The sequence below is a fragment of the Paraburkholderia sp. A1RI-2L genome (assembly GCF_048957375.1).
Taxonomy (GTDB): Bacteria; Pseudomonadota; Gammaproteobacteria; order Burkholderiales; family Burkholderiaceae; genus Paraburkholderia.
This window is the reverse complement of the sequence record NZ_JARBTA010000002.1, coordinates 1,141,603-1,161,552: the sequence shown is the minus strand read 5'-3', so window position 1 is coordinate 1,161,552 and position 19,950 is coordinate 1,141,603. Positions and strand designations below refer to the sequence as shown.

General features: G+C 60.1%; 16 protein-coding genes and 2 pseudogenes. 7 read left to right on the top strand and 11 right to left on the bottom strand.

Features of this window, described 5'->3' with window-relative positions; translation table 11 throughout:
- Window positions 1-111: 111 nt before the first annotated feature.
- Window positions 112-276, top strand: coding sequence for a hypothetical protein (locus PWP93_RS20035; protein WP_421045661.1), 165 nt, complete (start codon window positions 112-114; stop codon window positions 274-276).
- 287 nt (window positions 277-563) lie between these two features.
- Here the strand turns inward: PWP93_RS20035 and PWP93_RS20030 are convergent, their stop codons facing one another.
- On the bottom strand, window positions 564-2,570 hold the full coding sequence (locus PWP93_RS20030; protein WP_421045660.1) for a sigma-54-dependent Fis family transcriptional regulator: 2,007 nt from the start codon (window positions 2,568-2,570) through the stop codon (window positions 564-566).
- Window positions 2,571-2,984: 414 nt separating this feature from the next.
- On the opposite strand from PWP93_RS20030, the gene PWP93_RS20025 reads away from it, so the two are divergent.
- The 5 genes from PWP93_RS20025 (at window position 2,985) to PWP93_RS20005 (ending at window position 10,166) form a co-directional block, all read left to right on the top strand.
- The gene (locus PWP93_RS20025; RefSeq protein WP_421045659.1) at window positions 2,985-3,455 is read left to right on the top strand and encodes a lecithin retinol acyltransferase family protein; all 471 of its coding nucleotides are present in this window, start codon (window positions 2,985-2,987) and stop codon (window positions 3,453-3,455) included.
- A 218-nt stretch (window positions 3,456-3,673) separates the two neighbouring features.
- Window positions 3,674-5,818, top strand: coding sequence for a hydantoinase/oxoprolinase family protein (locus tag PWP93_RS20020; RefSeq protein ID WP_421045658.1), 2,145 nt, complete (start codon window positions 3,674-3,676; stop codon window positions 5,816-5,818).
- Between the two features lie 11 nt (window positions 5,819-5,829).
- The gene (locus PWP93_RS20015; RefSeq protein ID WP_421045657.1) at window positions 5,830-8,154 is read left to right on the top strand and encodes a hydantoinase B/oxoprolinase family protein; all 2,325 of its coding nucleotides are present in this window, start codon (window positions 5,830-5,832) and stop codon (window positions 8,152-8,154) included.
- A 23-nt stretch (window positions 8,155-8,177) separates the two neighbouring features.
- Window positions 8,178-8,687: an acetone carboxylase subunit gamma gene (locus PWP93_RS20010; RefSeq protein ID WP_421045656.1), complete on the top strand. Its 510-nt coding sequence runs from the start codon at window positions 8,178-8,180 to the stop codon at window positions 8,685-8,687.
- 759 nt (window positions 8,688-9,446) lie between these two features.
- Window positions 9,447-10,166: an IS6 family transposase gene (locus PWP93_RS20005; RefSeq protein ID WP_421045655.1), complete on the top strand. Its 720-nt coding sequence runs from the start codon at window positions 9,447-9,449 to the stop codon at window positions 10,164-10,166.
- A 54-nt stretch (window positions 10,167-10,220) separates the two neighbouring features.
- Here the strand turns inward: PWP93_RS20005 and PWP93_RS20000 are convergent.
- From PWP93_RS20000 to ribA, 10 genes and pseudogenes are all read right to left on the bottom strand, one after another.
- Window positions 10,221-10,411, bottom strand: a pseudogene (locus tag PWP93_RS20000) (MFS transporter); the annotation flags it as partial.
- A 186-nt stretch (window positions 10,412-10,597) separates the two neighbouring features.
- The gene (locus PWP93_RS19995) at window positions 10,598-11,515 is read right to left on the bottom strand and encodes a substrate-binding domain-containing protein (protein ID WP_421045654.1); all 918 of its coding nucleotides are present in this window, start codon (window positions 11,513-11,515) and stop codon (window positions 10,598-10,600) included.
- 44 nt (window positions 11,516-11,559) lie between these two features.
- On the bottom strand, window positions 11,560-12,552 hold the full coding sequence (locus tag PWP93_RS19990) for an ABC transporter permease (protein WP_421045653.1): 993 nt from the start codon (window positions 12,550-12,552) through the stop codon (window positions 11,560-11,562).
- Between the two features lie 3 nt (window positions 12,553-12,555).
- Window positions 12,556-13,335 carry an ATP-binding cassette domain-containing protein gene (locus tag PWP93_RS19985; protein ID WP_421046128.1) on the bottom strand — a complete coding sequence of 260 codons (780 nt, stop codon included), beginning with the start codon at window positions 13,333-13,335 and terminating at the stop codon, window positions 12,556-12,558.
- A gap of 261 nt (window positions 13,336-13,596) precedes the next feature.
- Window positions 13,597-14,036, bottom strand: a pseudogene (locus tag PWP93_RS19980) (ATP-binding cassette domain-containing protein); the annotation flags it as partial.
- A 75-nt stretch (window positions 14,037-14,111) separates the two neighbouring features.
- On the bottom strand, window positions 14,112-14,534 hold the full coding sequence (locus PWP93_RS19975) for a zinc-binding dehydrogenase (protein WP_421046127.1): 423 nt from the start codon (window positions 14,532-14,534) through the stop codon (window positions 14,112-14,114).
- A 421-nt stretch (window positions 14,535-14,955) separates the two neighbouring features.
- Window positions 14,956-15,864, bottom strand: coding sequence for an HTH-type transcriptional regulator ArgP (locus tag PWP93_RS19970; RefSeq protein ID WP_421045652.1), 909 nt, complete (start codon window positions 15,862-15,864; stop codon window positions 14,956-14,958).
- Between the two features lie 380 nt (window positions 15,865-16,244).
- On the bottom strand, window positions 16,245-16,496 hold the full coding sequence (locus PWP93_RS19965; protein WP_421045651.1) for a helix-turn-helix transcriptional regulator: 252 nt from the start codon (window positions 16,494-16,496) through the stop codon (window positions 16,245-16,247).
- Window positions 16,497-17,064: 568 nt separating this feature from the next.
- Window positions 17,065-18,339 carry a tyrosine-type recombinase/integrase gene (locus PWP93_RS19960; protein ID WP_421045650.1) on the bottom strand — a complete coding sequence of 425 codons (1,275 nt, stop codon included), beginning with the start codon at window positions 18,337-18,339 and terminating at the stop codon, window positions 17,065-17,067.
- A gap of 219 nt (window positions 18,340-18,558) precedes the next feature.
- Window positions 18,559-19,206 carry a GTP cyclohydrolase II gene (gene ribA / locus PWP93_RS19955; protein ID WP_421045649.1) on the bottom strand — a complete coding sequence of 216 codons (648 nt, stop codon included), beginning with the start codon at window positions 19,204-19,206 and terminating at the stop codon, window positions 18,559-18,561.
- Window positions 19,207-19,496: 290 nt separating this feature from the next.
- On the opposite strand from ribA, the gene PWP93_RS19950 reads away from it, so the two are divergent.
- Entirely contained in the window at window positions 19,497-19,940 is a 444-nt protein-coding gene (locus tag PWP93_RS19950; RefSeq protein ID WP_421045648.1) for a CBS domain-containing protein, read from the top strand.
- The last annotated feature ends 10 nt before the right edge of the window (window positions 19,941-19,950 follow it).

The following is a 19,950-nucleotide window of genomic DNA, read 5'->3' as shown; positions in this document are numbered from 1 at the left end:
CTTCGCCTTGGCCCGCTGGCTTCGCACAGCGCACATGCATCAACGGTGTTGCGCACAGGTACTCTCCCGCGGCACCTTGAGCCCGTCCAGGTAGTCACAAGGAGAAACTCCATGTTCAAGTCCAAGCTACGCCGAGCGCTGGCAAAGGAGCGGCGAACGACGATGGATAGCCGGCGCCTCGATCGGGCGGCTACCGCGCAGCGCCAGCCTGATCAGTCGGAGAGCGAGCCGAAATCAGATGTGCCGCGCTTTGGTGAACGCCCGTCTCGTCACTGAACGCCGACGCTTTCGCACACCCGTATTTCCTCGGTGACGCGATCCTTGCCGAGTGACACGCGTACGCAAGGCACCATGGATGCCAGGAAAGTCAATGCGTACGTTTAGATATCCGAATTAAACATCGACAAACTTAATTATGTTAAATACCGTGCCCCACCAACGCTAGCGTGCGCCGACTATCACGCTGCGTGAAAAGCGCCGATCTGGCCTGTGGAAGAAAGGATGGACTACGGCGCCAACCCTGAAACCTGCTCCGCGGCACACTGAATTCCCGCGCGCAATCTCTACATGACGGCGCCTGAGTTGCCAAGCTGGGCCCGGATCGTGGCCAGCTTCACATAAAGCGTACTCCTCGAAATTCCCAGTGTTCGCGCAGCCATCGAAATATTTCCATGGGCATTCGCGATCGCACCGAGTATTGCCTGTCTCTCCATTTCGTCGAGGCGACCGAATGAAGCAGGGATTGACGTGGAAGTTGATATGGGAAGTGAACTCCTGGTCTGCGCAATGGACGCGGGCAACAGAGATATATCGATAACGTTGCCTTCGCTGAGCGCGAACATCACTTCGAAGGCATTCTGCAATTCGCGAATGTTGCCCGGCCAACGATAGCTCAGAAGCGCCTGGTACACAGCCGGTTCAAGCCGCTTGGGCGCACAGCCATATTTGCGTGCGAGCTTGCCGTTCAGATGCTCGATGATTGCCTCGATGTCGCCAGGCCGGTCGCGCAGCGGAGGCAGTTGCAGGCTGACCGCGCAGAGGCGGTGGTACAAGTCTTCGCGGAAGCGCCCGGTGGCGATCTCATTTTGCAAATCACGGTTAGTGGCGGCGATGACGCGCACTGAAACACGCCGCTCGCGGGTATCACCAAGACGGACCACGATGCCATCCTGCAGCACCCGCAACAGGTGGGGCTGCATGTCGAGCGGCATCTCGCCGATTTCATCCAGGAACAGTGTGCCGCCATCTGCCTGCTCGAACTTGCCTGGAAGGCCACCACGACGCGCACCGGTAAAAGCGCCCTCGGTATAGCCAAAGAGTTCGCTGGCCAGGAGCTCACGGGTCAAGGCACCGCAATTGACGGCGACAAACGGGCCCTGGACGCAGTTACCCGCTCGATGCAACGCCCGGGCGAAGAGTTCCTTCCCGGCTCCGGTCTCGCCCAGGAGCAGAATTGGCAGGTCGAGAGGGGCAATGCGGCGAGCGCGTGCCTTGGTCGCCGCCAGAACCTCGCTTGCACCAACGATTTCGCCGAAAGGATCGTTTCCCGCCAGTGTCATCGTGGCCGCGGGCAGCGGCGATATGGTGGTTCGATTCCTTTGCGCACCGAGCGGAATCACGAGCATCGTACCGAGCGTAGCGTCATGGTCCTTCACTAAGTGCAGCCATTCTGGGCGCAACCATTCAGCGCGTTGGCCGCATCGCTCAGCGTCGGACAGTGCGAGGTTGAGTCCTGGCACCTGGCTGCCAGTTTGCAGAAGCGGCAACCGCACGTCGTGCATCTCTCTCGCCGCCTGCGCATTTCCGGAAGTGCGGACAATGCGTCCGCGGCTGTCGACGAGCACAACGTAGTCGCTGGCGTAGCGGATGAAATGATCGATGGCGCTGGCCAGCAGGCGCTCGTGGAGCTCCACGTCGAGGCGAGCCAGCTCTCCTTCGATCTGCCGTGCAGCGGTCAGCACCAATCCCAGGGTGTGGCCGTGAAACGTCTCCTTGACGCCGGAGACATCCACCACGCCTAGCAGGGTGCGAGTAAAGGGGTCAAGAATAGGTGCAGCAGCGCAGGTCCAGCGTTTGACGTCCAGGCAAAAATGCTCACTGGCATGGATCTGGACCGGAGCACCGGTGGCGATTGCGGTGCCAATTGCATTGGTGCCGATGACGTCTTCATTCCAGCACCCCCCGGTGGCGAGATTGACCTTCTCGCCGACGCCGCGGGCCTTGGTCTCGCCATTGAGTTGGAGAATGGTGCCGCCCGGATCGCAGAGCATGATGAGGGTGCCGCATTCCCTCAGGATATCGCGCAGACTATCGAGTGCCGGACGCGCAGCACCGCAGAGATCTCTGTTCTGCCATTGCAACTGACGGAAACGCTCGGCGGCGGCCCCAGGTGCAGAGTGCCTGGCAGGATCAACGGCCTCGGAACGGCACCGCTGCCACGAAGCCAGGACGACGCCGCGCACCCCCTCTCCCGCCAGGGGCTGATGCTGCAGAAAACGCTCCCAGGCCGAGGCCACGACAGGATCGTCGCTGCTGCGGGGAATCAGGACGCCGGATTGGGAGAACGGCATGGGACGGTCACACTCCATTGGTTGCAGCAACCGTAGCCCCTCGTCCTGGCAAAGTCAATAAACCCCTCAAATCAATAACTTGTGCTCTGCAGCAAGCGTAAGAATGCGTCCGGAATCCGGACACTTCTGTGTTGGACGTCCGGATTCCGAACAGCGATAGCAGCATTCAGGGCGTTGAATTCGCGAACGTCTTCCAGCGATACCGGATAGACCGAGAGTTCCCCGGGTCCGGGGCATCGCGACATCAGCGCTGTCCAACCGACGGAAGTGAGCATAACGCTTCCCCGCTGGGGACGATCGCTCCTGTTCCGAGTTGCAACTCGGGCCCGAAGCTCCCCCCCGCCGATCGCTGGTGGCGATGGCACACCGTATGCCTTGGTCTTGTACGAGAGTCAGCGCACTGCGGTGAAGACCATGAAAGATTCAACGAGAACGAGGCGCCCGGTTGTCAAGACCGATGCCGGCGCGGATCTGACAATCGGCACCCACCTGGTCACCGGCCGATTTGGTTACACGCATCACGGTCTCTATGCGGGGGCCGGGAAGGTGGTGCATTACGCGGGGCTCTCGCGCTCACTGCGTCGCGGCCCAGTGCAGGAGGTCTCGCTCGCAACGTTCGCACATGGGCACCCGGTCTGGATCAGGCAAAGCCCCGACGCCAGATTCGCCGGCATGGAAGCCAGCCGCCGGGCCTACTCGCGTCTTGGCGAGAATCGTTATCGGCTGATCTCCAATAACTGCGAGCACTTCTGCACGTGGTGTGTATATGGCGAGAGTCGCAGTGACCAGATCGATGCCTTAAAATTTTGGACAACTAATCTCATGGCAACTGTAGTCAATACCGTCAGGCAGCTCGCCGTCACCAATCGGGCCACCTGTCCGTGACGCGTCCGGATCCCGGACACCGCTGCACACGCGTCAGGAATCCGGACAGCGTCGGCAGCCCCCATGTATCGGCGATTGGCAAGGGGAACGCACGCAACGTATTGATTTCATTATCCGATCAAGCACGGCCCGAGGTGTTGGCCACCGCTGGCACGCCCCCTGCAATGGATGGGACGTGGGGATCTCCCACTACGACTACATCAATGATAGGAGGCACTATGCAACCTCAGTCCACCATCCAGGTGATGGGCATCGATGCCGGCGGCACGATGACCGACACCTTCTTTGTGCGCTCGGATGGCCGTTTCGTGGTCGGTAAGGCGCAAAGCAATCCGGGTGACGAATCCCTTGCCATCTACAACTCTTCCGAAGATGCCCTCGCCCACTGGGACCGGACCGTGGACGACGTCTATCCCGAACTGGTGACCTGCGTCTATTCCGGTACGGCCATGCTCAACCGGATCCTCATGCGCAAGGGCCTTGCGGTTGGCCTCATCTGCAACCGCGGCTTCGAGCAGATCCATTCGATGGGCCGCGCGTTGCAGAGCTACCTGGGCTACGCGCTGGAAGACCGCATCCATCTGAACACCCATCGCTACGACGAGCCCCTGGTGCCGGTCTCGCGCACGCGTGGCGTCACCGAGCGCACCGATGTGCAAGGCAAGGTGGTGATCCCCCTGCGTGAAGACGAAGTCCGCCATGCTACCCGGGAGCTGGTTGAGGCTGGCTCGCAAGCCATCGTCATTTGCCTGCTGCAATCCCACAAGAATGAATCCAGCGAACAGCGCGCCCGCGACATCGTGCGCGAAGAGCTAAAGAAGCTGAAGGCAGATGTCCCCGTCTTCGCCTCGGTGGACTACTACCCGTCGCGCAAGGAAAGCCACCGGATGAACACCACCATCCTGGAGGCCTATGGCGCGGAACCTTCGCGCCAGACGTTGAAGAAAGTCAGCGACCGCTTCAGCAAGCACGGGGCGAAGTTCGATCTGCGCGTGATGGCCACGCACGGCGGCACCATCAGCTGGAAGGCCAAGGAGCTCGCGCGCACGATCGTTTCCGGCCCGATCGGCGGCGTGATCGGCTCCAGGCTGCTCGGCGAGGCCCTGGGCGACGAGAACATTGCCTGCTCCGATATCGGCGGCACCAGCTTCGACGTGGCGTTGATCACCAAGGGCAACTTCGCCATCAAATCGGACCCGGACATGGCCCGCCTGGTGCTCTCCCTGCCTCTGGTGGCGATGGATTCGGTCGGCGCGGGCGCCGGCAGCTTCGTGCGCCTCGACCCCTACAGCAAGTCCATCAAGCTCGGCCCCGATAGTGCCGGCTACCGTGTGGGCACCTGCTGGCCCGAGAGCGGCCTCGACACGGTCACCGTATCGGACTGCCACGTCGTGCTGGGCTACCTGAATCCGCACAACTTCCTCGGTGGCGCCATCAAGCTCGATGTGAGCCGCGCTCGCCAGCACATCAAGGACCAGATCGCGGATCCGCTGGGCCTGTCTGTGGAAGATGCTGCCGCAGGCGTCATCGAACTGCTGGACCTTACCTTGTCCGAGTACCTGCGCGCCAACATCAGCGCCAAGGGTTACAACCCGGCGGAATTCACCTGCTTCTCCTATGGCGGAGCCGGCCCTGTTCACACCTACGGCTATACCGAGGGCGTTGGGTTCAAGGACGTGGTCGTGCCCGCCTGGGCAGCCGGCTTCTCGGCGTTCGGCTGCGCCTGCGCCGACTTCGAGTATCGCTACGACAAGTCGGTGGATCTCGGCGTCGCGCAATTCGCGCCGGACACTGACAAGGCAGCGGCCTGCCAGACCCTGCAGGAAGCCTGGTCGGAACTGGCGGTCAAGGTCGTCGAGGAATTCGAGAACAACGGCTTCAAGGCAAAGGACGTCATTCTGATTCCGGGCTACAAGATGCAGTACATGGGTCAGCTCAACGACCTCGAGATCGTCTCACCGGTCGCCACGGCCGCCACGGCCGCCGACTGGGACGCGATTGTCGAGGCCTTCGAGACCACCTATGGCCGCGTCTACGCGAGTTCCGCCCGCTCGCCGGAACTGGGCTTCTCGATCACCGGCGCGATCCTGCGTGGCATGGTCACCACCCAGAAACCGGTGCTGCCGGAGGATCCCGATGCCGGACCGACGCCGCCCCAGCAAGCGTATCTGGGTACACGCCCCTTCTATCGCCACAAGAAGTGGGTAGACGCCGCGCTCTGGAAGATGGAATCGCTCAAGGCCGGCAACCACATCGTGGGCCCCGCCATCATCGAATCCGATGCCACCACCTTCGTGGTTCCGGAAGGCTTCGAAACCACGATCGACAAGCACCGCCTGTTCCATCTCAAGCAAGTGAATTAAGGAGACACGTCATGAACATCATGAGCAACAAGGAAGTGGGCCTCGGTAACCTGCTGAAGAGCGGAGAGACCCTCAAGGAGTGCCGCGACGCGATCATCGAGCGCACGCAGGCTTCCGGCCACTACAACGGCCTCACCAAGCTGGAGTTCCGGGACCGCGACCCGATCGGCTATGAAAAGCTGTTCTCCAAGCTGCGCGGTGGCCTGGTGCATGCCCGCGAAACCGCAAAGAAGATCGCCGCCAGTCCCATCGTCGAGCAGGAAGGCGAACTCTGCTTCACGCTCTACAACGCCGTGGGTGACTGCGTGCTGACCTCGACCGGCATCATCATCCACGTCGGCACCATGGGTGCAGCGATCAAGTACATGATCGAGAATAACTGGGAAGCCAACCCCGGCATCAACCCCGGTGACATGTTCACCAACAACGACTGCTCCATCGGCAACGTCCACCCCTGCGACATCGCCACCATCGTGCCGATCTTCTGGGACGGCAAGCTGATCGGCTGGGTCGGCGGCGTCACGCACGTCATCGACACCGGCTCGGTGACGCCGGGCTCCATGTCCACGGGCCAGACCCAGCGCTTCGGCGACGGCTACATGATCACCTGCCGCAAGACCGGCGCCAACGACACGCCCTTCCGCGACTGGCTCCATGAGTCCCAGCGTTCGGTTCGCACACCAAAGTACTGGATTCTCGACGAGCGCACCCGCATCGCCGGTTGCCACATGATCCGCGACCTCGTCGAAGAGGTCATCCGTGCCGATGGCATCGAAGCCTACGACAAGTTCACCTATGAGGTCATCGAAGAAGGCCGCAGAGGGCTGCAGAGCCGTATCAAGGCCATGACCCTGCCCGGCAAGTACCGCAAGGTCTCCTTCGTCGACGTACCGTACAAGCACGAGGATGTGCAGGTCTCCAATGCCTTCGCCAAGCTCGACTCCATCATGCATTCGCCGGTGGAGATGACCATCAAGGCAGATGGCAAGTGGCGCCTCGACTTCGAGGGCGCAAGCCGCTGGGGCTGGCACACCTTCAATGCCCACCAGGTGGCATTTACTTCCGGGATCTGGGTGATGATGTGCCAGACCCTGGTGCCGACCCAGCGCATCAACGACGGCGCCTACTTCGCCACCGAGTTCCGCCTCCCAAAGGGCACGTGGTGCAATCCGGATGATCGTCGCACCGGCCACGCCTACGCCTGGCACTTCCTCGTCTCGGGCTGGGCGGCCCTGTGGCGCGGCCTCTCCCAGTCCTACTTCAGCCGCGGCTATCTGGAGGAAGTCAATGCCGGCAACGCCAACACCTCCAACTGGCTTCAAGGCGGGGGCATCAACCAGGAGGGCGAGATCCACGCGGTCAACAGCTTCGAGGCCAGCTCCTGCGGCACCGGCGCCTGCGCCGTCAAAGATGGCCTCAACCACGCCGCGGCCATCTGGAACCCCGAAGGCGACATGGGCGACATCGAGATCTGGGAGATGGCCGAACCGCTGCTCTACCTCGGCCGCAACGTCAAGGCCAACTCCGGCGGCTACGGCAAGTACCGCGGCGGCTGCGGCTTCGAGACGCTGCGCATGGTGTGGAACGCTCAGGACTGGACCATGTTCTTCATGGGCAATGGCTTCATGAACAGCGACTGGGGCATGATGGGGGGCTATCCCTCCGCCACAGGCTATCGCTTCGAGGCACACAAGACGGGCCTCGAGCAGCGCATCGCCATCGGCGACTCGTTACCTCTTGGCGGCGACATCGACCCAACGAACCCCGACTTCGAGCGCCACATCGACGCCACCGCCGAAGTCAAGCGCGACAAGCAGTGCATCACGACCGAGGACTGCTATTCGAATCATGACCTCTACCTGAACTACCTGCGGGGCGGCCCCGGTTTTGGCGACCCGCTTGACCGTGACCCGAAGGCCATCGAAGCGGACCTCAACCAGAAGTTCCTGCTGCCGGAATACGCGCAGAAGGTCTATGGCGCCGTCTTCGCCCAGGATAGCAAGGGCGTGTTCACAGTGGATGTCGCCGGGACCGAAAGCCGCCGCGCCGAGGTCCGCAAGGAGCGCCTGGCCCGGGCCCTGCCGACGCGCGAATGGATGAAGGAAGAGCGCGAACGCATCCTCAACAAGCACGCGTCCGTCCAGGTGCAGCACATGTTCGCCACCAGCTTCGCCCTGTCGGAGAAGTTCACGCGGGAGTTCAAGCAGTTCTGGAGCCTGCCCGCGGACTGGCAGTTGCTCGAGGAAGAACTGGGCGTGCCGTCCTACGGCGCGAAGCACCGCATGGATCTCTCCCTGTTGCCCGACGTCACCACCGTCGTCCAGGTCGAAGAGTAATCACCCCATAGAGGAGTAGAGAAATGTCAGCCTACACCAATGAACAGGTCGCGCACCTCGTCGAAGGCTCCCTGGACTGGGAAACCACGTTCCGCATGCTCTCGATGCCGAAGGACGAGAGCCGGTTCGAGCAGTATCTGGCAGCCTTGCAGGCCAAGGTCACGTTCGCCGACCGCATCGTGCTCCCGCTTGGCCCTCACCTCCATATCGTGCAATCGGCCAGGAGCAAGAAGTGGTTGGTCAAGTGCGACTGCGGCCACGAGTTCTGCGACTACCGCGAGAACTGGAAGCTGCATGCCGCGATCTACGTGCGCGACACGGAAGAGGCGATGACCGAGGTCTATCCGAAGCTGATGGCCCCGGACACGCAGTGGCAGGTCTATCGCGAGTACTACTGCCCGGCGTGCGGCACCATGCATGATGTCGAGGCGCCCACCCCGTGGTATCCGGTGATCCACGACTTCGAGCCAGACATCGAGGCTTTCTATAAGGAATGGGTGCAGCTACCGGTGCCGGAACGAGCTGCGGATTGACCGGCGGCTGAAGCAGAGGGGGCAGGTAACGCATGCCCCCTCCGTAACATGTGCTTCTCTGCACCGAGACAGAAATGAATGCAGCCAGAACGTCACTGAGAATGCAGATCCATAAGCGGTTCGGATGCGCTGTGCGAGAACGATCCATATCACGCGCACGAGCCTCGCGAACGGCGGGCGCGTCCGCTGCGTCACTGTCCGGGCCATACGGCCCGGTAACTTGCTTGTGGTCGCTGTCTTTCGGCACGAGGACGGATTGTGGCAAGTCTATCCGCCCCGATCCGATCATCAGTGCATGACCGGCTATCGGCGAGCTGCCTGAGCCACGTAACGCGTTCATTCAACTGAACGTTGCGCGCCCCTCATTTGACTGAACGCTTCGAGCAGGTTGTCCTTGTGGATCTTTTCACAGAGCGCACTCCTGACGATGCCGAGCTGGCTAGCGCGCCCCATCTGCTGCGCTCTTATAATGTGTTATGTCCTGCTTGACGTACAGAACGCGGCGTGCCACGGGCGCCTCGCCTGATTTCAATGTTGCAGGTCGTGACATCGTGGGATCCAATCGCCGCGTCCGTCACTCTCAAAGCGAACTTTGCCACTCCATCCTCTTATTTAGGATAACAAATATAACGACAAAAACGTCGACAATTAAATTTACGTAAAATTCGCGCCGCGATGGACCGTCTCTACGCGGCCGTGGTGCAAACAGCGATCAACGAATCAGTTAGAGTGGCGGGCTGATCAAATTGAGGGCCCGCGATGAGCAAATTGAAGAATATGGATGGGCTGTTCGCGGGCCGTCACTTCGACCGCGACGTGATCATTCTTTGTGTGCGCTGGTATCTGCGCTACAAACTCAGCCTGCGCGATCTCGTCGAGATGATGGCTGAGCGGGGGTTGTCGCTTGCGCACACGACGATCCTGCGTTGGGTGCATCGCTATACACCAGAGTTCGTCAAGCGCTGGAACCATTTTTCCACGTCTGCTGGACGGTCGTGGCGGGTTGACGAGACGTACCTGAAGATCCGGGGCAAATGGGTTTATCTATATCGGGCGGTGGATCGGGGCGGCCAGACGGTAGACTTCATGCTCAGGGCAAAGCGCGATGTGGCTTCGGCAAAGGCGTTTCTCAGCAAGGCGATCAGGCATCAGGGCCGGCCGCCCGAGACGGTCACGCTTGATGGGTATGCCGCCTCGCACCGGGCCGTGCGTGAGATAAAAATTGATGGCCTGCTTCCCGGGGGCACGAAGGTGCGCTCTTCGAAGTACCTCAATAATGTGATCGAACAGGACCATCGAAACATCAAGTCCAGAACGAATGTGATGCTCGGCTTCAAGCGATTCAGAAATGCCGCGACCACGATTTCAGCTATCGAGTTGATGCATCGCATTCGCAAGGGGCAGTTCGACCTCTCCGCTCTCGCACTCGAGAAAATTACCGTTCCGTCCGTCTGGAATGCAGTCCTCTTCAATCGATAAGGTATGCATATTTATAAGAGATATCGCGGATGCGCTACCTATTCGCACCAGATCCGCGGCGAATACGGCCACCATGTAGCTATAGTCGGTTTCCGTCCAGTTGAATTGCTCCGCGAGGTCCGGCTTCAGCAAGCCGAGAACCTGTCTGTCGAGATAGTTGATTGTCGTTGCGAAAAAAAAAGCAGCGCGCAAATGCGCCATCCGTAACTTGATCGATCCACCAGCCGCCCCTGTATATATTTCATCCTGCCCGCTGCCGCCGCGACGGCGGTTCTCATGAACGGCTTTGGATGCACTCGCCGCCCCATCGAGTGCACCTCACAGCCGTTCTGTCACGGATCCTCAGACGTGTACGGCCTTCAGTCCCGTATCACATCTACCGACGACGGTTCGTCTCTCCGCGAAACGAACGCCCCGAGCGCCGTGAGCGATCAGAATGCGGGCGTGACCTGATTGACGTTGTTCTTCGTGACGCGCACTGTCGGCAACACTACCTTTGGAGGTACCTTCTCCTCCTTCAGGACCTTGAGCGCGATTTCCATGCCTTCCGTACCAGCGGGGGGATACAACCAGGTCGCCAATTCGTCGCCAGCCCGAATGGCATCGAACTCTTCCTTCTGGCCATCGATCCCCAGCACCTTGATCTCCTTCGTGCGACCGCTTTCCTTGATTGCCTGGATAGCCCCCAGCGCCATCTCGCCGTTCGCCGCGAACACCAGATCTACCGTACCCGGTGGATGTGCCTGCAGGATGTTCTGCATCACTGCATACGCCTTCGGACGTCGATAATCGCCGGGCTGTCGCGCCACTACCTTGATGCCCGAGTACCTGTCGGTCACCGAGGTCAGCCCGCCGATCCGGTTCACTGAGGTCTCGTCACCCGGAATACCTTCCAGGATCACGATGTTGCCGGACGGTTTGCCATTCTTCTGCATCAGCGTGTCGACAATGAAGCGCCCTGCGTCCGCACCAAGCGCACGGTTATCTCCGGACACCATCGTGATCGCCCCGGCGTTGTCGATCGGCTTGCCCACGAACATGTAGGGAATCCGCTGTTCCTTCAGCGAGGCAAGCTCCTGACGCAACCCTTCCGCCTTGCCCGCCTGTACCATCAGAAGCTTGATCCCTTTGGATTCGAGATCCTCAATCCCTGCGATCTGCGTCGCCACATTGCCCTGGCCATCGGTTGCCAGCACCCGTATGCCAGCCTTGCTCGCCGCGTCCTCAATCTGCTTGCGCTGCGTGGCGAGCCGCGGATGATCGAGACTTTCCTGCGAGAGGCCAATCGTCTCGACTGCGAATGCGCTCGCGGCGCTGCCGAGCATGAGCGCCACCGCGGCGGCGTGCACGAGTTTCAACCTGAACATAAGTGTCTCCTTGATTTTTGTCCGCGTCAGCGGCCTTTTGAACGACTGAGTTGCGCATGAATCAGCACCGCGCCCACGATGATTGCGCCCTTGACGATCAGCTGCGTGTACGCCGGGATGTTCAGCAGGTTCAGCAGATTGTTAAGCACTCCAATCAGAAGGACGCCGACAATCGTTCCGCCTATGCCGCCGACCCCGCCCGAAAGACTGGTGCCACCGACCACTACCGCGGCAATCGCATCCAGTTCGAGCCCCTTGCCAAGATTCGCTTCCCCGATATTGAGCTGCGTGGACATCACGAGACCACCCAGGCCGGCGAAGAGACCCGACAGGCAATAGGCGATCACGCAGACCCTGTCGACCGGCACGCCGGAGAGACGCGCCGCTTCGGCGTTACCGCCCACCGCATAGACATGCCGGCCATAACGCGTCATCCGCAGGATCACCGCCGACGCAACCGCCATGACGATGAAAAGCAGCGCCTGCACCGGCACGCCAGCGAGGCGGCCGCGCCCTATCCATGCAAGCGCCCGCGGCACGCCAATAACCGGTTCTGCGCCGGAATAGGCGAGGCCCATGCCAACCAGCGCGGTCATCATCCCAAGCGTGACAATGAACGGCTGGACACGCCCCCGTGTAGTAATGATCCCGTTCAGCCATCCACACACGAGCGCGACCGTCATTCCGCCTGCCAGCGACACGAATGGACCGTATGGCTTGAGGCCCGCGACTGCAAGCGTCGTCAGCGCGAGAATGGAGCCTACCGACAGATCAATGCCTGCCGTCAGGATTACGAACGTCATGCCCAGCGATGTCACGCCGACGACGGACACCTGGCGCACGACATTCAACAGGTTTTCCGCGGTGAGAAAATATGGAGACGAGACGCCTGCAATCACACACAGGATCAGGAAGATGGTGAAAATGCCGAAGCGCTGGATGAGTTCAATGCGCCGCCACGCACCACCTGAAAAGCGACCGTCTGTCTGCGCACCTGAAAGGGATTTTGCGAATGCCATGAATTATCTCGCTATCATCTGAAGGACCGATTCTTCCGTCGCGTCGTGCGCGGAAATTTCTCCGGTGACCACCCCGTCACGCAGCGCGACGATACGGTCGACCATGCCGAGGAGTTCCGGCAGTTCCGAAGAAATCAGCAGTACCGCCTTGCCTGCGCGGGCAATCTCGTCAATCAGCCGGTAGAACTCGACCTTCGCGCCAACGTCGACGCCACGGGTCGGTTCGTCGAGGATCAGCAGCGTGTAGTCGTGCGCCATCCACTTGCCGAACACAACCTTTTGCTGATTGCCGCCGGACAACGTGCCAACGGGCACCTCAGCGCTCGATGCCGAAACGGCCAGTTGCTGGCACACGGACGCCACCCGGTCCCGTTCCTGACGGCGGTCGACGAAGCCGAAACGGCAAATTCCGGTGAGCGTGGGCAGTATTGCGTTCTCGCGGATGCTGAGGCCGGGCACGAGTCCCTGCGTCTTGCGGTCTTCCGGTACGAGCGCGATACCCGCCTCGATTGCCTGTGCTGGTGTGGCGGGCCGATGCGTGCGTCCGGCAAGGGATATCTCGCCCGCCACGATGGGATCCAGCCCGAAGATCGCGCGGGCCACCTCCGTACGCCCCGCGCCGACAAGCCCTGCAAGGCCCACAATCTCGCCCGCGCGAACATTGAACGAGACGTCCTGTACACGCTGATCGAGCCGCAGCCCCTTCACGTCGAGCACGATGCCGGTTTTCCCGCCAACGTCGCGCCGGTCGGGGAAGCGCGTATCGACCTCACGACCGACCATCAACCGGATCATGGACGCACGATCGAGCTCGGCCACCTTGCGCGTGCATACCGATCGCCCGTCTTTCATGATCGTGCAGGTATCGCAAAGATCGAAGATTTCATCCATGCGGTGCGACACGTAGAGAATCGTGACGCCATCGCGCGAAAGCGTGCGAACGACGTTGTAGAGCAGCGTCAGCTCGTGATCCGACGGCGTGGCGGACGGCTCGTCCATGATCAGCACCCGCGCCGAAACGGCCAGTGCCTTTGCGATCTCGACGAGCTGCTGCTCCGCAACCGACAGCGTACCGACACGCCGGCGCACGTCGATCGGCGCACCGATGCGCGCGAGCAGTGCCTGTGCCTCCCTGCGCATCGACACACCATCGAGCAGCCCGCGGGTGATCCGCTCGCGACCCAGAAAAATGTTTTCTGTGACGCTCAAGGCCGGGATCAGGTTGAACTCCTGAATATCGTCGAAACTCCGGCCGTCACCGCCTCGCTTGGCGAGCCCGGCGAGTACGGGTCGCCATCGAGCAACAGTTCGCCTTCGTCAGGCGCGGTAGCGCCGCTCAGGATCTTGATCAAGGTGGATTTGCCCGCCCCGTTCTCACCAACCAGTGCATGGACCGATCCGCGGCTGCATGAGAACTCGATACGATCCAGGGCCCGCACGCCCGGGTAGGTCTTGCTGATTCCCTTCACTTCCAGAGCATTCATGGAGTGCCTCTGTTACGCGATACGCCGTTCGGCTGATGCTGGCCGTTTCGGGCTACACAGATCCGCTGCAGCCGCTCACGCGACCTGCAGCCGAATCTTCAGGACGCTCCTGTCCTCCGCCAGGCGTTTGAACGCCGCCTGCACGTCGTCGAGCCGATAGATCGTTGTGAGAAAAGGTGCAACGTCCACGCGCCGGTAGCCAAGCAGGGTGGCCGCCTCGTGCATGTCGTCACCCATTCCCGCGACGGTTCCTTGCACCCCCTGCTCGCGCAGCACGAAATCGAGCGCAGCAATCCTGAACGTATGACCTGGTTTGGCAAGCCCAAACGCAATCACGCGGCCGCCCGGCCGGATCAGTGTGAAGGCCTGCTCGTAAAGGTCGGGCAGCCCGACGCTTTCGATGGCGACGTCAATGCCACGGCCATCGGTTGCGGCACGCACGGCGGCCTCAACCTGCCCCTCGGAGCTGGATGCGCGATCTTGCGCGCGATGATCGATGCATTCGCTGCTGTCGGGCCGAGCTTCATTCGAGGCTCCGTCTGGGCGCGCCTGCTAACGGTCGGACCGAGCGCTCTCGTCGCGTCGAGAGGTCAGAGTCTTGTCGATACGATGATTGAACTGAGCATGGTCTACCTCGCGGCAATCAGTCCGATACTGGTGTTCCAATTACTTCGGGTACGGGTGTCCGATACGACCGCAAACGCTTCAATGGCGGCGGGATCCGCAGTTGCCCTATCCTGCTATTTGCTGCGGTGGACGGGTATGGTTGCCCTGCCAGAAACGTCGGCACTGTGTCTTGCGATTCCGATCGCCTTGGGATTTGCAGCGGCGGTTCACTACTGCACTGGGACGTGGCATCGTGGAAACCGCGGCCCGGAAGAGCTGCGAGCACAGGGGCACTCTGTGACGGCCGTACATCTCACGCGCTGGGCATCGCAGGAGTCGGTTGCACCAAACAGCGGCGAGCGTGATACATCACCTTTTCGCTAACTGTTCGCGCATTCGCTGGCGCCGTCGTCCAATGATGCCAATACAACGCAACGGAAATTTTGTGGTTCGGAGCCAAGGCAACCAGAGCTCCGGATTCCGTCAACGGTCTCGCCTGCAGACACGGTACGAGACCGTAACCGACTCCTGCCTGGATCGCAGCCAGTAAAGCGCCGGGCGACGGAAAATAGTGCGTTGAATAACCGCTCACAGGAAATCCAAGCAAGCGCTCCAGAAATTGCCCGTGCAAACCATCTTTGCGATTGAAGAGAACAGCGGGCACGGCCAGGATGCTGTGCAAAGTAAGGCCGTGGGCAAAGTGCGCTTGTGCAAACGATGGACTGGCGACGCATTCGTATTCCATCGCCCCGATGTGTTCTGCAACAAATCCGATCGGCGCTGCGTTTTCCGTCGACACGCCGCCCATAGCTTCCCCACGAGCCAGTATGGGAAGCGTGTGGTCTTGATCATCGACGATGAACTCCAGCACGAACTCGTCTTTCGCAATGTCGCAGGCAACGCTCTCGAACCACGTCGCGAGGGAGTCAGCATTGACCGCGATTGCCACTCGCGTACGTTCGTTTGCTTCAGGCTTGATCTGTTTAAATGTCTCCGCCTCCAACGTTCGGAGCACCTGGATGTGTCGGAGGAGAGCCTCGCCCGGAGGTGTCGGCACTGCTCCTTCTCGCACTAGCAGCGGCGTCCCCAGCGAAGCTTCCAGTGCATTTATACGTTGAGAAACGGCGCCGCGAGTGATGTTCAAAGCACTAGCCGCACGCCCGAAATGACCCAGTTCTACGACAACGGCGAAGGTTTCTAGCTGTTGGCGATCAAATACCATGCGCCCTCCTCGTCAGTCTCTTTTACATTGCGCCGGCCCAACGATCATTCTGCCACTGCAGCGTCAATCTGTAGACGAATAGACGGGAATGTAAATTGCAAGCGCCCATATAAATTAGGGTATGAACCTTTTTGCACATTCAGCTGGTGAGCCAATGCGCGGAAATGCAAGGCGGCACTAGCCGTCCGCGCTCCGCTGTGCTGCCACCAAAAGTTGAGGTCGGCTACTCCGTCGGGCACTTGATGGGCTGATGGCCGAGCGTCTCAGCCGAATCCATCAATTCGGGCCGCTCAAATCAGGCACCGCAGCGATGTATTCCTGGCGACAGCATGGTTAGCTTCCCAAGCCACGCAATCCATATCAGTCGTAACATGACGAAGTTAGATCTCGGGGCGCTCGCGTTTGTCTTCGCGGACTTGCCGCCTCTTCGCACCCGTATTTTCCGGTGGCAGCAGGTCTGCAACCGGACGGGCGTCAGCCCACTTTTGAACTTCATGCGTAAGCCATCCCACCCTGCGACCAGACAGTAGTCGCGGTTCAGGGAAAGTTTTCTCTCGGACAAGCTTTTGTACCGTCGTCTCTGATAGCGAGAGTGCCTCTGCCACTTCTTTCAGAGAGAAGTAGATCTTCATCACGATTTCACCTTTTGTCTGTTGCCGCTAATTTTTTATTCGCGCAGGGAGTCGTCAACGCGAGCGACCGACAATCGATAAGGAATGGAAAGCACTATCTTCACGCCGACAACCACGCAAATCCGAATTTAATTGGTCATATCAGGTCATGGCAAACGCATTTGTGAGAATAAAATTTCGCCTGGCAGTTCATCAGTAGCGCGATGGATGTCCCGGTAGTTCTACTGCAGTCCACCGATACAGGAGACTGAGCGGAAACTACCTGCGGGCCTGCTTCTTGGCGTGGATCTTTTTTGTTTCAAGTACGCGTGATCCTAGCCGTGCGGCATGTCGGCGGATGAATGAAATCTCGCGCCTTGGTCGTTGCACTATCGCTAGATTCGCCAATCGATAACCCTTCGTGGGGTCTGCTGGCTGAAACAGGCGCCATTCACGAACGCTCTCCCCTAATCCCGAAAGGTTCCAAGTCAACTCGTCAAATGTCTGCCCGCAAGTTCGAGGCGTGATCGAGCAACCGTAGCGATCTTCCCCACCGTCGAACGCTGACCACAATGATCTGCATGCGGGTCTACTTCGTTGTGGGATACTTAACTGCGATCGACTCCAAGAGATGCGACAGCTGGGTGAGCCATTCGCGGCGCTCCTTGTCATAGGTATGGCGGTTGTAGATACCAACTATTCCAGGCTGTACATGACCCAGCACCGCCTCGGCAATATCATTGGGGCATCCCAGCGTTGCAAGCAACGTCCGGGTCGTTCGTCTAAGGTCGTGGGCTGACCAATGCGTGACGGGCAAACGCGGCCGGTCATGCTTCGGAGTGATCTTGCAATACGGCTGATGATAGTAGACCCCGTGCTGAACCACGGTCTGGTCCATCGGCGTTCCTCGCGCTGATGAAAACAGAGATGTTCCCTTAGCCTGATCGAGGCGTCGTCGCACGACGACTTCGGCGCGACCTATAAGTGGTACGCGCAAGTCCGTTGCTCTCTCGTTGTTGAGCCCCTTAGTCTTTTGTTTCGGGACAGTCCACCAAAAGCCGTCTGCTTCCTCCGAGATCTCCGTGCTCTCCATGGCCACGATTTCACTGCCCCTCGTACCGGTCCAAAGGTAAAGTGTCAACGCATCGGCAACGGTCAAACTGAAGTTCGGCAACCAACGGATCAATATGCCAAGCTCGTCTGCGGAGAGCACCCGCTTCTGTGTTCCCGTATATTTCCCCTCGATCTTGCGCCCCTTGCTCTTCAAGCGCCCTCTTAATACATCTCTCCACCAATTCGCAGTGTTTTCCGGAAGACGGCCAGCATCGAGCGCGTAATGCCATGCACAACCTAGCTCCATACGCAGGCGTCCCGCGAGCACTGGCGTCGACCGATATGAGTCGAGGAAATCGAATGCCTGAGCGCGTGTGATATTGGCGGCGGGCAAATCTGCAATTGGCCCCAGCATCGCCTTGAATATGCGCGCGACTTCGACTGCCCCCTTAGCCTTGCGATTTACTTCTACGTGCCCTGCCAGGTAGTCGCGACACAGCTGATTGACGGTGTAGTCCGTTGGCGACGGACGAGTGCCAGCTTTTTTCCGCTTTCGACGCATTGCGGATAATTCTGCTCCCGAATCGCGCTCGACGCGGTTCGTTTCCCAGGCAGCGATCGCTGCAGGAAATGCCATAGCCGGCCATTCTCCGAGCTTGACCTGTCGCATGCGACCGTCGATTGGCGACTTGTAGCGATACGTCCATGACTTGCGGCTTGCCGAAGCCTGGAGGCGCAATCCCGGGAATTGCTCAAACGTCATGTGTTCGCCGCTCGGCAGCTTGGCCGCGACACGCGCATCGAAGTGCATTCTTCTCTCGGCGTAGGTTTTCCTGAGAGAAGGATAGTTGGCGTAGGTTTTTTGTTCAACGCCAAAAAACCTACGCCAACCCGGCGAGTTTAGGCGCACGGAGATAAGCGTCGATGCACCAATCCAAGGGCAATGAAATCGAAAATTTTTCTTTTAATTCATGCCGTTACAGTACTTATCGAATCACCCCGGACCTCCCCGGACACTGCTGAATTTTTCCTACTCATTCTCTTCGAAGTAATGCCCGAACTTGATCTGCTTGGTGCGGATATAGCGTTCGTTTTCCTCGCGCATCGGGATCGCCAGCGCAACGCGCTCGATCACGGGAATGCCGTGCTTCGAAAGCGTGTCGAACTTTTTGGGGTTATTGCTCATCAGCCGCACTGACGTAACCCTCAGCAGGCGCAGGATTGCCGCTGCCGAATCGTATTCGCGCGCATCATCGGGCAGGCCGAGGTCGAGATTCGCCTCGACGGTGTCGCGGCCCTGCTGCTGCAGTTGATAAGCGCGGATCTTGTTCGACAGGCCGATACCCCGGCCTTCATGGCCGCGCAAATACAGCAGCACGCCGCGCCCCTCGGCCGCGATATAGCGCAGCGCGAGGTCAAGCTGCTCGCCGCAGTCGCATCGGTACGAGCCGAACACATCGCCGGTCAGGCATTCGGAGTGCAGGCGCGCGAGCACGGGCTCGCCGCCGCCCACGTCGCCCATTACGAGCGCAACGTGCTCGGCACCGCCGTCCTTGACCCGATAAACATAAGATTCGAACGTGCCGTAACGGGTAGGCAGCGTGGCGACCGCGTCAAGCACGACGCATTCGTTGGCGTTATCACCATCCGCGCAGGACGGCTCGTGGGGCGTAGACATGATCTGGTACAAATCGCTGGCATAAACCGGCCCATGGCCGGATTGAAGTTTGGAACCGGAGTGTACCGCCATTTGTCCCGATCCGCCCCGCCCGCCCCCTCGCTGTGTGTCATCGGCCCCATAATCGGACGCATATCCTGGTGCCACGCGCCAGCCCATCGGCCTATACTGGTATGGCTTTCATGGCTTACTGCATCATGGCTCACTGAACGGTCGCGGGCAGCGCATACCCCGCTCGCGCCACACCACGCAATGTCCGAACCACACGAAGGACGAACAGGAGTCGCCCTATGACGAGCGTTGCCCAAGTACTCAAATCCAAGCCGGAACAGGTGGTCCATACGATTGCCGCCAGCGATTCCGTGTTCAACGCCATCCGCCTGATGGCCGAAAAGCAGATCGGCGCACTGGTGGTCACCGACGGCGACGCGATCGTCGGCATCGTGACCGAGCGCGACTATGCGCGCAAGATCGTGCTGATGGACCGCTCGTCCAAAACGACCCCTGTGCGCGACATCATGAGTCCGCACGTGCGCTTCGTTCAGCTCGACCAGACCACCTACGACTGCATGGCGCTCATGACCGAGCGGCGCATGCGCCACCTTCCTGTCATGGCCGAGGGCAAGCTCGTGGGCATGGTGTCGATCGGCGACCTCGTGAAGGAAATCATCGCCGAGCAGCAGTTCACAATCTCGCAACTGGAGCACTACATCACGGGCGGCGCGGGCGCGTGACGGCCCGCTC

Excerpts from the sequence above, each read along its gene's own strand:
- PWP93_RS20030 (WP_421045660.1), bottom strand. The coding sequence starts at position 2,570 with ATGCCGTTCTCCCAATCCGGCGTCCTGATTCCCCGCAGCAGCGACGAT.
- PWP93_RS20015 (WP_421045657.1), top strand. The coding sequence starts at position 5,830 with ATGAACATCATGAGCAACAAGGAAGTGGGCCTCGGTAACCTGCTGAAG.
- PWP93_RS20025 (WP_421045659.1), top strand. The coding sequence starts at position 2,985 with ATGAAAGATTCAACGAGAACGAGGCGCCCGGTTGTCAAGACCGATGCC.
- PWP93_RS20010 (WP_421045656.1), top strand. The coding sequence starts at position 8,178 with ATGTCAGCCTACACCAATGAACAGGTCGCGCACCTCGTCGAAGGCTCC.
- PWP93_RS20020 (WP_421045658.1), top strand. The coding sequence starts at position 3,674 with ATGCAACCTCAGTCCACCATCCAGGTGATGGGCATCGATGCCGGCGGC.
- PWP93_RS19985 (WP_421046128.1), bottom strand. The coding sequence starts at position 13,335 with ATGGTCGGTCGTGAGGTCGATACGCGCTTCCCCGACCGGCGCGACGTT.
- PWP93_RS19960 (WP_421045650.1), bottom strand. The coding sequence starts at position 18,339 with ATGCACTTCGATGCGCGTGTCGCGGCCAAGCTGCCGAGCGGCGAACAC.
- PWP93_RS19965 (WP_421045651.1), bottom strand. The coding sequence starts at position 16,496 with ATGAAGATCTACTTCTCTCTGAAAGAAGTGGCAGAGGCACTCTCGCTA.
- PWP93_RS20035 (WP_421045661.1), top strand. The coding sequence starts at position 112 with ATGTTCAAGTCCAAGCTACGCCGAGCGCTGGCAAAGGAGCGGCGAACG.
- PWP93_RS19970 (WP_421045652.1), bottom strand. The coding sequence starts at position 15,864 with ATGGTATTTGATCGCCAACAGCTAGAAACCTTCGCCGTTGTCGTAGAA.
- ribA (WP_421045649.1), bottom strand. The coding sequence starts at position 19,206 with ATGTCTACGCCCCACGAGCCGTCCTGCGCGGATGGTGATAACGCCAAC.
- PWP93_RS19950 (WP_421045648.1), top strand. The coding sequence starts at position 19,497 with ATGACGAGCGTTGCCCAAGTACTCAAATCCAAGCCGGAACAGGTGGTC.
- PWP93_RS20005 (WP_421045655.1), top strand. The coding sequence starts at position 9,447 with ATGAGCAAATTGAAGAATATGGATGGGCTGTTCGCGGGCCGTCACTTC.
- PWP93_RS19990 (WP_421045653.1), bottom strand. The coding sequence starts at position 12,552 with ATGGCATTCGCAAAATCCCTTTCAGGTGCGCAGACAGACGGTCGCTTT.